Here is an 11,806-nt window from a genome sequence, read left to right as displayed (position 1 = left end):
CGCAACGCATTGCATTGCATTGCACTATTGCACTGGAACGGGTCAGCTTCGGCTGACCCGTTTTTTTATGGCGTCAGCGTCTGCAGCGTGGCCTGCACATGGGCGCCGTCGATCGTCAGCATGCCCGCTGAGATCGGCAGCTTGAAGCGGCGCGGCCCCGCGCTGCCCGGATTGACGAACAGCACGCCGTCGCGCTCGGCGATCAGCGGCTTGTGCGAATGCCCTGTCACGACGACGCGCACGCCCTCTTCACGCAGATTGCGCGGCACATCGGCGATATCGTGAACGACGAAGATCTTGACCTGTTGCACGTCGAGCGTCGCGTGTGCCGGAATCGACGCAGCCCAGGCGCCCGTGTCGTTGTTGCCGCGCACGACCGTCAACGGCGCAATGGCCGCGAGCGCATCGAGCACCGCCTGATTGCAGATGTCGCCCGCGTGAACGATTGCATCGCATCCCGCGAGCCACGCCAGCGCCTCGGGACGCACGAGATTGTGCGTGTCCGAAATCAGGCCGATACGGCAAGATTGCGTGCGGCGCGTCGTCATCGTGCGTTCCTGGAGAATCTCAATCGAGCGCACCCAGCGGCGCGCGCGGCTTGCGCGACATCGCAAGCAGCCGCTTCGTCGCACCTTGCACCAGCACCGACACGACGGCGCCGCATGCGAACGCGGACAGCATGCCGAGCGTCGGCAGCGTCAGCGCGACAACGGCGAAGAACGCCGCGAACGACGCACGTCCGATCACCATCCCGCGCATCAGCAGTGCAACGAAGCTCGCGCCATGCGCGCGTTGCGCCGACACCGCAAGCACGATGCCAAGTAACGGGAAGACGGACAGCATACCGCTCCACGCCGCGCCCAACGACGCGGAGAGCGTCGTCACGGCAAGCGTCAGCAGTGCGCCCGCGAGCATGCGCAACGCGAGATCGATGACACCGACGCGTGCCGCCGGCACCGCACCTTCGACGCGCGGCAACCCGGCTTGCGAGACAGCCACGGCCACACACGCCGCCGCCAGCGACCATGCAAGACTTGCCGGCAAGTGGGTGAGCAGCACGGCGATCAGCGCCCACGCGACAAGACCCGCGCCCAGCGCCACAGGCCCGCGAGCGAAACGGCACGTCCATGCGTACGCGAAGTTGAACGCCTCCGACGCGGCAATGGCCGCAATCGATGCCGCCGACGCCTGCGCCGCGAACGCCGTGCCGCGCTCCATCGCGAGCAGCAAGACGATCGGCCCGGCGACGACGGGCAATCCCGCCAGCCAGCCCGCCACCGACGGTCCCCACACGCGCCCCGCCATCGTCAGCCCGGCGAGAAAGCCGGGCACGAGCGCGAGCTTGAGCGCGAGCATCGGGGCTATTCCTTGACGAGCTGTTCGATGCGGCTGTCGGGCACGAGCCACATCAATGCGCAGAACGTATAGAGCGCCACCGACACCCACGGTGCGATAAACGCGAACACCACGCCCGACAGATAGATCACGACGGACAGCTTGCCCTTGCGGTCACGGCCGAGCGCCCGCGCCAGCGTCGAGTCCGGGCCGTGATAACGGATCAGCACATGCGCCAGAATGAAGTACGCAATCGCGCACATGAAGAGATCGAGGCCGTATAGCGCGGTCGGCCACGCGGCCAGATGGCTTTCGCCGATCCAGTGGGTAATGGCGGGCATCAGCGACAGCCAGAACAGCAGATGCAGGTTCGCCCACAGCACGCCGCCCGTCACTCTCTGCACGGCATGGAACATGTGATGATGGTTGTTCCAGTAGATGCCGACGTAGAGAAAGCTCAGCACATAGGCGAGAAAGACGGGGATCACGGGGCGCAGCGCTTCGAGATCGAAGCCCTCCGGCACTTTGAGTTCGAGGACCATGATCGTGATGATGATTGCGATCACGCCATCGCTGAAGGCTTCGATTCGTCCTTTACCCATCTGCCCGGTTCCTGTTGCGGATTGATTTGTCATCGACGCAAGCGAGGCCGTACGCCTGCGCTAGTCGCCGCTGCCGATTATCCGCGATCACAGCCCGGGCTGTCGATGATGGTCACATGCGCCGCCTGTTTCGATGCAAGGTTCATGGTTCGTAATAGATCGCCAGCCAGACGGTCTGCTCCGCCTCGTGCGTCCATGCAACCCGATGCCGGCAATGCGGGTCGATCAGCACATAGTCGCCGGGACGCATGTCGTGCAGCGTCGCGTCTTCTTCGAATTCCAACACGGCCGCGCCCGACAGCAGCACCACCCATTCGGCGCGCGAGTCGTCGTACCAGAAGCCATCGGGACTCGTATGCCCCATCGACACGATGCGCTCCACGTTCAGGCGTTGTCCCGTAACGAGCATGTCGATTCGCTCTTCGCCGTCGCGCTTCGCTTCTCCGCTGAACAGATTGCCCGTTTGCAGTTGCATGTTCGGCTACCTCACTTCAGCGGTGCAAGGCCGTCGAGCAGCGTTGGGACCAGCTCGCTGATCGTCGGGTGGATATGCATCGCGAACTGCAGCGTCGTGTATGGCGCGCGCGCCGTCATGATGTCGATGAACGTGTGAATCGCTTCGTCGCCGTCGACGCCATAGATCGTCGCACCGAGTATCTGCTTCGACGCATTGTCGACCAGCACTTTCATGAAGCCGTCCGTCTCGCCCTTCTCGCGTGCCCGGCCGACGCGGGTCATCGGCATCGTCGCGATCAGGGCGTCGCGGCCGCTCGCGCGCACCTCGTGCTCGGACATGCCGACGCGCGCGAGCGGCGGATCGACGAACACGGCATACGCCATGATCCGGTCGTCGACGCTGCGCTTGCCGCCGTCGAACAGATTCGCCGACACGATCTGATAATCGTCGTAAGACGTATGCGTGAACGCGCCGCGCCCGTTCGCGTCGCCGATCGCCCACACGCCGGGCACGTTGGTGCGCAACTGGCCGTCGACGGGAATCGTGCCGTGCTTATCGACATTGACGCCGGCCGCGTCGAGACCGAGATCGTCGGTGTTCGGGCGGCGGCCTGTTGCGAACAGCAGATGCGATGCTTCGAGCGGCGCGGCATCGGCGCCGAAGAACACACGCACGCCGTCACCGCTCTCGTGCAACGGCTCGACACGCGAGGGCTCGGCGCCGAAGCGGAATTCGATGCCCTCGCGCGTGAGCACTTTCTGCACATTGCGAGCGAAGTCTTCGTCCTCGCGCGCAAGCACGCGATCGCCACGCACGATCACCGTCACGCGGCTGCCGAAGCGGCGGAACACCTGCGCGAATTCGAGCGCGATATAACTGCCGCCGACGACGGCCAGATGCTCAGGCAGTTCAGTCAGATCGAGCAGCGTCGAGTTGGTGTGATAGCGGATGCGCTCGAGTCCTTCGAGCTTCGGAATGACGGCGCGCGTGCCCGTATTGATGAAGATTTCGTCGGCCTGCAGTTCGGCCAGCACGTTGCCGCTTTCGGGATCGGTGACGGTGAGCGCATGCGCGCCGGTGAAACGCGCATGGCCTTTAAAGACGGTGACATTGCCCGTATTGCGCAGCCACTTTTCGACGCCGTCGCGCGACTGGCCAATGATCTTGTCCTTGCGCGCCTTCACCTGCGCCAGATCGACGCTGACGTCGCCCGCGATACGCACACCGTAATCGGCCGCGCGGCGTGCGACGTGCGCAGTGCGCGCGCTCGCCACATAGGCCTTGGTCGGCGTGCAGCCGACGTTCACACAAGTCCCGCCGAACTTGTCGCGTTCGATGACGGCCGTGTTGCGGCCGCTTTGGGCAAGACGCACGGCGAGCGGCGAGCCGCCCTGTCCCGTGCCGATCACGATGGCGTCGAAATGCTGTGGCATGGCAGATCTCCCGAATCGCGTGTGCGAGTCGGACATCTTACGCCTGCCGTGTGTTTCTCGAAGTGGTGAGTCCCGGTGGTGGATCGCGGGTCGAGGATGTCGTTCAGCGCGTCATGCCGTGCGAATCATGCATCGCAATGATGCAGCGAGCAGATCAGTTCGCGCGAGCGTTGCAGCGCGGCGCGTGCACCGTTCGTCGCGACGACGAAACCCGCCTGGCTCAGATTGAAGTCGACCTGCACCATGATCTGGATGAGCGACACCATCGGCAGCACCACTGCCGGGTGATAAAGCTGTCGTTCGATGATCGCTCTCATGGCTACCACTCCCATCAATGACGCCGCGTATCGGGCACGGCGTCTGTCTGCATACAAGTTTCGATGGGTGGATTGTAGAGAGCGAAGTGTTAGGGATAAATGAGCTAATCGCGAAGATAGTTGTCGACGGAGCAGAACAATCCCGCAACGCCTTGCGCCGTATGGTTTTGGGCCCGGTGTAGCCCGTCGTGCGGGCCTTTCCCGAGCCACAAAAGCACGGTCATTCGAGCGGCGTGGCGACGAATTCCGGCAACGCTTCGGCACGCTTCGAGAAGGCGGCCAGCGCCGGGTAACGCGCGGGATCGACGAGATCGGGCAGCATGAACTGCTGGAATCGCCACGTGACGGCCAGCGTGATGTCCGGCTGCATCAGACGATCGCCGAGCAGCCAGCCGTTTCCTTCGCGGCCCGCGATGGCCGTCTCCAGATGGTCGTATGCGGCGAACAGCTGCGTCTGGACACGCTCGATCCACGGCTGATGCTGGCGCTCGGCGGGACGCAGGTTCAGCTCGTAGACGTTTTGCATCGCCTTTTCGCAGGCGGCGAGCGCGAAGCCGATCAGGTTCAGTGCCTTCAGGCGCTCACCTGGGGCGGCGGGCATCAGGCGCCTGTCGGGCGGGCTTAGATGCTCCAGATAATCGAGGATCAGCGACGAATCGATCAGCAGCGTGCCGTCGTCGGCGATGAAGGTCGGCGCCTTGACCACGGGATTGATCGTCGCGAACGTGTCGAAGTGCCGGAACACCGATACGCTCTTGTGCTCGAACGGCAGGCCGAGCATCGCGAGTGAAATAGCGACGCGCCGGACATACGGCGAATCCATCATGCCGATTAGTTGCATGCTGCTTTCTCCCGTTGGGGTTGGTCTCAGCGGGATACTGTAGACGAATGGGCGGGGGATGGCGATGGCTGGGTGCTGTGGGCCGCCTATTGGCCGTTTATCGGCCGTTTATCGGCCGTTTATCGGCCGTTTATCGGCCGTTTATTGGCCGCTTATGTTGGGCGCGGCACACGGCCGGGCTGGAACGGAGCCATCATGACGTGCGCAAGGTCCGCAATGCATTGATCGGAATGCGACCGGTCACCCGTCGCTCTCATCCCTGTCACATCAGTTGATCGCAGCACCCGCTGAAGAAGGTCTCGATGCGATCTTCCTGATCCTGTCGCGCGCAGGCGTCTCGATGAGCCTGGATCGTGCCCCGTCAACTGGTTGAAGCGGAGAAGGAAACAGCGAGCAGATCACATACACGCACTGCCCAGTGGCAGGCGTGAGGGGCGCGAATGAAGCTCTCCGAATATATCGCACGGCTGCAATCGATCCTGGAAGCCGAGGGTGATCTGCCCGTGGTCCGGACTAGCCCGAAGGCGGCGGCACGTTCGCGCGGCTTTGAGTTCGGCACTGTCACGCAGCCAACCGTTTGCCGCGTTCGCGACTACTACGGTGCAAAACTCATCATGACCGGCGACGAGCGCAACGTTAGAGAAGTCGGGCGTGTCGTGTGCTTTGGCGAGCGAGGACCACTCGCACCATGCGAAGTCTCCTCATCCACCGCGCCCCTGGTCAGTTCGAACAGGCGGCGTCCATAACGGGCAGACGTGCCAGGACACCATCACGGAGGCGCCGCAATCTGTTCCGGCGTCGCCCGGTAGGTAGCGCTCCTGTAGGAATCTCAGATCGTTGTGACCGCTGATGCTCGCGAGCGTCGTCATGTCGAGCTGGCGAGAATGTTGGGAGAACGGGTGGTGCCGGGGACCGGACTCGAACCGGCAAGCTGTTAAGCGGCGGATTTTCGTCACACTACGTCTTTCGACGCCGTCTGCTTCAACCAGAAAAGCAAACGTTCGTGCGCTGGACTATGCCTTCGCCATCGCGATGCGCGTATTGCACGCCCATCGCCTAAGGCGCCCCCCGTCTAGTCTCTACACCTTCCGCGCCTTCCGTCCCACATCGGCAGGAAAGAAAACGGGCTTGGCTCGGCGTTGCCTCGTCGCACGAGTCTGGACGCGTGCATTCAGGGGTTTCGCCGAATTTGAAGGGTTCTGCACCGGCCGTTTCCGGCTGGGCACTCAATGCTTTAAGTCCGCTATGTTTACCAATTTCATCACCCCGGCAGGGCGGACGCGATTCTACCATCGCGCCGCAACCTGACCAAACCGGCGCGAATCCCAGTTTCGCCCCGTCCGCGATCCGACGCGCCTTCATCGACCCGTCACAAACGTTCCCGATAATCCGCCCCACGAAAACGTTTACAACGACGCACGCCCCTCGAAACGGCGCGCGGCACACGCTGACGGGAACCCAACGATGACGCCCACGATCAAGGATGTCGCCGCGCATGCGGGCTTTTCGATCGCGACCGTCTCGCGCGCGATCAACGCGCCGCACACGGTCAACCCCGTGACCCTCGAAAAAGTGCGTCAGTCGATCGACGCCCTCCACTTCCGCCCGAGCCCGCTCGGCCGCCAGTTGCGCGGCGAGCGCTCGCGCCTGATCGGCGTGGTGCTGCCGACGCTCGCCAATCCCGTGTTCGCCGAATGCCTGCAAGGCATCGACGAACTGGCGTCCGCGCAAGGCTACCGGCTGATGCTGATGACCACGCAATACGACGCCGACCGCGAACGCCACGCCATCGAAACGCTGCGCGCACAGCGCGTCGAAGGCCTGATCCTGACGGTGGCCGACGCCGACACCCACCCGCTGCTCGACGAACTGGACCGCGACGGCATGCTGTACGTGCTGATGCACAACGACACCGTGCGCCGCCCCTCCGTGTCCGTCGACAACCGGCAAGCCGCCTACGACGGCGTGCGCATGCTGATCGCGCACGGCCATCGCCGCATTCTGATGCTGGCAGGCACGCTCGCCGCGTCGGACCGCGCGCGGCTGCGCCATCTCGGCTACACGCAGGCGATGCAGCAGGCGGGCCTCGCCCCCGCGCCCGCGCTCGAAATCGATTTCAACGCGGACGAGCTCGCGCCCGCTGTGCTCAACCATCTGACGACGGGCCCGAACCGTCCGACGGCCCTCTTCTGCTCGAACGATCTGCTGGCGATGGTGGTGATGCGCGGCCTGCGCCGCGCGCGTCTGCAACTGCCCGGCGACATGTCGATTCTTGGCTTCGACGGCCTCGCGATGGGCGAGCTGCTGTCGCCGCCGCTCGCTAGCGTGTGTGCGCCGAACCGCGAGATCGGCTGCGCGGCGTGGCGGCGGCTGATCGCGCGTGTCGACGGCTCGCAGCCGTCCCGTGTCGACGACGCGCTGCACGCGCCGTCGCCGTCGCTGTCGCAGACCTTGCCGCACACGCTGCGCGAGGGCGCGACGATCGCGGCGATCTGCGACACGTCGGGCGCACCGTCGAGCCGCATCGTCCGTTCGACGGCCTGATCCGCTTCAAAAACCAACCTTTTCCACTTCCGGAGATCTGTCGTGAACTGCCGTTCCTCCATCGCTATTGCAGCGTTGCGCGTGGCGCGCGCCGCATTGGTCGCATCGTCGTTCGTGCTGACGCTGGCCGCACCGCAACTCGCGCACGCCGAAGAAACCGCGATCTGCTACAACTGCCCGCCCGAATGGGCCGACTGGGCGAGTCAGATCAACGCCATCCAGCAAAAGACGGGCGTGCACGTGCCGTTCGACAACAAGAATTCCGGCCAGTCGATCGCGCAATTGATGGCCGAGCAGAAGAGCCCGGTGGCGGACGTCGTTTATCTGGGCGTGTCGTCGGCCTTCCAGGCGAAGGACAAGGGCGTGATCGCGCCGTACAAGCCCGCGCACTGGAACGACATTCCCGCCAACCTGAAAGACCCGCAAGGCTACTGGTTCGCGATCCACTCGGGCACGCTGGGCTTTTTCGTCAACAAGGACGCACTCGAAGGCAAGCCCGTGCCGCGCTCGTGGGCCGACCTGCTGAAGCCCGAGTACAAGGGCATGATCGGCTACCTCGATCCGTCGAGCGCCTTCGTCGGCTATGCGGGCGCCGTTGCCGTGAATCAGGCGCTGGGCGGCAGCTTCGACAACTTCAAGCCAGGCCTCGACTGGTTCGCGAAGCTGAAGGCCAACCAGCCGATCGTGCCGAAGCAGACGGCCTATGCCCGCGTGCTGTCGGGTGAGATTCCCATCCTGCTCGACTACGACTTCGACGCGTACCGCGCGAAGTACAAGGATCACGCGAACGTCGAGTTCGTGATTCCGAAAGAAGGCACGATCGAAGTGCCCTACGTGATGAGCCTCGTGAAGGGTGCGCCGCACGACGCGAACGGCAGGAAGGTGCTTGATTTCGTGTTGTCGGACGAAGGCCAGAAGCTGTGGGCGAACGCGTATCTGCGCCCCGTGCGCGCCGGCACGATGACGGCCGATGCCGCTTCGAAGTTCCTGCCCGCCAGCGACTATGCGCGCGCGCGTGCCGTCGACTTCGCAAAGATGGCCGAGAAGCAGCAGGCCTTCGGCGAGCAGTATCTGCAGGTGATGCATTGAACGACATCACGTTCCCGCTGCGCTGGCGCATCGCGTTGATCGCGCCGGCGCTCGCCGTGTTCATCGCCTTCTGGCTGCTGCCGATGACGGCGCTCGTGCAGGTCAGCGCCGACGGTCATCTGCTGAAGACGTACGGCGCGATGCTCGCCAACGCGCGCTACATGAAGAGCCTGTTCGCGACGGTCGTGCTGTCGACGGCCGTGACGGCGACGACGCTAGCGCTCTCGGTGATCTCGGGTCTGCTGCTCGCGCGCCGCGAGTTTCACGGCAAGCGCACGCTGCTCGCGCTACTGACGTTTCCACTCGCGTTTCCGGGCGTGGTGGTCGGCTTCATGGTGATCATGCTGGCGGGCCGTCAGGGTTTGATCGGCGCGCTGTCGCTCAAGCTCACGGGCGACAAGTGGGTCTTCGCGTATTCGATGACGGGTCTCTTTATCGGCTACCTGTATTTCTCGATCCCGCGCGTGATCGTCACGGTGATGGCGTCGGCGACCAAGCTGGATGCGTCGCTCGAAGAAGCCGCGCGCTCGCTCGGCGCGTCGCCGTGGCGGATCATGCGCGACATCGTGCTGCCCGCGCTCTCGCCCGGTCTGATCGCGGCGGGCGCCGTGTGCTTCGCGACGGCGATGGGCGCGTTCGGCACCGCGTTCACGCTCGCCACCGACATCGACGTGCTGCCCATGACCATCTACACCGAGTTCACGCTCAACGCGAACATGGTGACGGCGGCGGGACTGTCGATCGTGCTCGGGGCCGTCACGTGGGGCGTGCTGTACGTCGCGCGCAGCGTTACCGGCTCGGCCGTGGCCGCGACGGCATGATCGGACTGATCGTGCCGATTCCTTTCCATGTCGAATGAAGACACTCGCATGAATTCCGTTGCTCAAACCACGAACACGCCTCAGATGCAGCACAAGCGCGTGTTCACCCTGCCTTCGCTGCGCGCGTGGCTCGCGGCGGGTCAATGGCTCGTCACGCTGCTGTTGTGCGCGTTTCTGATCGTGCCCGTCGTGATGTCGATTGTCGCGGGCCTGACGGTGAACTATTTTCAGGGCATCGCAAGCGGTCTCACGTTGCGCTGGCTCGGCGAAGTGTGGACGCAGTATCACGGGTCCGTGTTCCTGTCGCTCGAAATCGCCCTCGCGACGCTCGTCATCACGCTGCTGACGGGCGTGCCCGCCGGCTACGTGCTGGCGCGCAGCGAGACGCGTCTCTCGCGCATCATCGAAGAATTTCTCGTGCTGCCGATCGCCTTGCCCGGCCTCGCGTCCGCGCTCGCGCTGCTGGTCGTGTATGGCGGCTTCACGATGTTCCGCACGAGCGCCGCGTTCATCGTCGTCGGGCATGTGGTGTTCACGCTGCCGTTCATGGTGCGCGCCGTCGCCGCCGTGTGCGCGAGTGCCGGGCTGCGCACGCTCGAAGAAGGCGCCGCGAGCCTCGGCGCGAGCTTCTTTCAGCGCTTCATCACGATCGTGCTGCCGAACGTGCGGCCCGGCATCGTGGCGGGCGCGCTGGCTGTGGTCACGCTGTCGATCGGCGAATTCAATCTCACGTGGATGCTGCACACGCCCGAGACGAAAACGCTGCCCGTGGGTCTCGCCGATACCTATGCTTCGCTGCGCATCGAGATCGGCAGCGCTTACACCATTCTCTTTTTCATCATGACGATGCCGCTGCTCGTCGCGATGCAATGGCTCGGCGTCGATGCGACGGGTCAGCGCAACACGCGGCAGAAGAAGGCACGCGCCGTCGATACCTCGTCATCCTCAGAAGACCAGCCATGAAACTCGCTTCCATTCCCATCACACTGACGCGCTGCGCGAAGACGTTTCGCGGCACGCGCGTGCTCGAGCCGCTCGATCTGTCGATTGGCGCGGGCGAGACGCTGGTCTTGCTTGGACCTTCGGGTTGCGGCAAGACGACGACGTTACGCATGATTGCCGGTCTCGAACAGCCGGATACAGGCGGGCGCGTTGCGTTTGGCGACGAGGATGTCACGGCGCTGCCCATCGAGAAACGCCAGGTCGGCATGGTGTTCCAGAGTTACGCGCTGTTTCCGAATCTGACCGTGCGCGGCAACATTCACTATGGTCTGAAGATCAAGCGCGTGGCGGCGGACGAGGCGCGGCAGCGGGTGGACGAGTTGCTTTCGATGATGCGGCTCACCGGTCATGCTGACAAACCGATCGATCAACTGTCCGGCGGCCAGCGGCAGCGTGTCGCACTGGCGCGGGCGCTTGCGCCGCAGCCGCGGGTGTTGTTGCTCGACGAGCCGCTGACTGCGCTCGATGCGCGTTTGCGCGACACGTTGCGCGGCGAGATGAATGCGCTGCTGCGCGAGCTTGGGATGACGACGATATATGTGACGCACGATCAGGCTGAGGCGATGGAACTGGGCGACCGCATCGTGGTGATGAGCGCGGGGCGCATCGAGCAGATCGGGACGCCGCGGGATATCTATTACCGGCCAGCGAACCGGAATGTTGCGCAGTTTGTGGGGACTATTAATCGCGTGGCGGGGCAGGCGCGGGATGGAATGCTTGCCACGACGGGTGGCGCTATTCCATTGCCGCCGACGTATGCTACGCGCGTCACGCCTGACGGCGATGAGGTGTTTTTCCGGCCTGAAGATGCGTGGATTTCTGAGCTTTCTGCTGCGCAGTTGCGAGGGGTGGTTCAGAGTGCTGCTTTTTTGGGTGAGCGCACGCGGCTCACTATTCGCGATGCGGCGCCTGAGGTGATCGTGGTTGATGTGCCTGGGAGGGTTGAGCTTGCTCGTGGCACGGTTGTTGGGGTTTCTGTCGCGAGGGATGGGTTGATTGCGTTGTCGTAGGTTTGGGTTTGGGTTTGGGTTTGGGTTTGGGCTTGGCTTGGCTTGGTTTGGGCTTCGCGCTGGCATCCGCGTTACGTTAGCTTGCTTCACACGTCGCCCCTGTGCGGGGCGGCACCTACTTTTCTTTGCCGCCGCAAAGAAAAGTAGGCAAAAGAAAGCGGCTCACACCGCCAATCCTTGACGTTTACCCACGGGCCCCCAACGTCCCCACGCTTCACACGGCAACATACCCGTCGATGCCCGTTGCCAACGCTTCAAACAAATGCCTCACCCGCTTCAATTACCCGTACCCGGGCCAGCGGCGGCGAATGGTATGTGCCGCCCAGGTGGCAAACTGTGTGTAGGGTGTCGCGTC

13 protein-coding genes are annotated in these 11,806 nt (G+C 63.9%); 6 read left to right on the top strand and 7 right to left on the bottom strand.

Annotated features, from left to right (window positions below; all coding sequences use genetic code 11):
• Positions 1-65: 65 nt before the first annotated feature.
• From C2L66_RS05675 to C2L66_RS05645, 7 genes are all read right to left on the bottom strand, one after another.
• Complete coding sequence (locus C2L66_RS05675; protein WP_060602730.1) at positions 66-548, bottom strand: metallophosphoesterase family protein; 483 nt, start codon at positions 546-548, stop codon at positions 66-68.
• Positions 549-567: 19 nt separating this feature from the next.
• The gene (locus C2L66_RS05670; protein ID WP_060601446.1) at positions 568-1,356 is read right to left on the bottom strand and encodes a hypothetical protein; all 789 of its coding nucleotides are present in this window, start codon (positions 1,354-1,356) and stop codon (positions 568-570) included.
• 5 nt (positions 1,357-1,361) lie between these two features.
• Entirely contained in the window at positions 1,362-1,937 is a 576-nt protein-coding gene (locus tag C2L66_RS05665) for a TMEM175 family protein (RefSeq protein ID WP_054934345.1), read from the bottom strand.
• Positions 1,938-2,079: 142 nt separating this feature from the next.
• A complete protein-coding gene (locus tag C2L66_RS05660) occupies positions 2,080-2,412 on the bottom strand; it encodes a cupin domain-containing protein (protein ID WP_054934344.1) in 333 nt (110 codons plus the stop codon).
• Positions 2,413-2,423: 11 nt separating this feature from the next.
• On the bottom strand, positions 2,424-3,827 hold the full coding sequence (locus C2L66_RS05655) for an FAD-containing oxidoreductase (RefSeq protein WP_060601448.1): 1,404 nt from the start codon (positions 3,825-3,827) through the stop codon (positions 2,424-2,426).
• Between the two features lie 125 nt (positions 3,828-3,952).
• Entirely contained in the window at positions 3,953-4,144 is a 192-nt protein-coding gene (locus C2L66_RS05650; protein ID WP_007585578.1) for a hypothetical protein, read from the bottom strand.
• Between the two features lie 220 nt (positions 4,145-4,364).
• Positions 4,365-4,985 (bottom strand): glutathione S-transferase, encoded by a 621-nt coding sequence (locus C2L66_RS05645; RefSeq protein WP_054934342.1) that lies wholly within the window; start codon positions 4,983-4,985, stop codon positions 4,365-4,367.
• Positions 4,986-5,425: 440 nt separating this feature from the next.
• On the opposite strand from C2L66_RS05645, the gene C2L66_RS40535 reads away from it, so the two are divergent.
• From C2L66_RS40535 to C2L66_RS05615, 6 genes are all read left to right on the top strand, one after another.
• On the top strand, positions 5,426-5,731 hold the full coding sequence (locus tag C2L66_RS40535) for a hypothetical protein (protein ID WP_148654580.1): 306 nt from the start codon (positions 5,426-5,428) through the stop codon (positions 5,729-5,731).
• 718 nt (positions 5,732-6,449) lie between these two features.
• Positions 6,450-7,529, top strand: a complete 1,080-nt coding sequence (locus C2L66_RS05635; protein ID WP_054934340.1) for a LacI family DNA-binding transcriptional regulator — start codon at positions 6,450-6,452, stop codon at positions 7,527-7,529.
• Between the two features lie 42 nt (positions 7,530-7,571).
• Positions 7,572-8,618 carry an ABC transporter substrate-binding protein gene (locus C2L66_RS05630; protein ID WP_060601450.1) on the top strand — a complete coding sequence of 349 codons (1,047 nt, stop codon included), beginning with the start codon at positions 7,572-7,574 and terminating at the stop codon, positions 8,616-8,618.
• Entirely contained in the window at positions 8,615-9,439 is an 825-nt protein-coding gene (locus tag C2L66_RS05625) for an ABC transporter permease (protein ID WP_060601452.1), read from the top strand. The genes C2L66_RS05630 and C2L66_RS05625 overlap by 4 nt, the downstream gene beginning before the upstream one ends.
• A 48-nt stretch (positions 9,440-9,487) precedes the next feature.
• A complete protein-coding gene (locus C2L66_RS05620; RefSeq protein WP_060601455.1) occupies positions 9,488-10,402 on the top strand; it encodes an ABC transporter permease in 915 nt (304 codons plus the stop codon).
• Complete coding sequence (locus C2L66_RS05615) at positions 10,399-11,451, top strand: ABC transporter ATP-binding protein (protein ID WP_060601457.1); 1,053 nt, start codon at positions 10,399-10,401, stop codon at positions 11,449-11,451. The genes C2L66_RS05620 and C2L66_RS05615 overlap by 4 nt, the downstream gene beginning before the upstream one ends.
• The last annotated feature ends 355 nt before the right edge of the window (positions 11,452-11,806 follow it).

It is taken from the genome of Paraburkholderia caribensis (genome assembly GCF_002902945.1).
In the GTDB taxonomy this organism is placed as follows: Bacteria; Pseudomonadota; Gammaproteobacteria; order Burkholderiales; family Burkholderiaceae; genus Paraburkholderia; species Paraburkholderia caribensis.
This window is presented reverse-complemented; position numbering and strand designations above follow the sequence as displayed.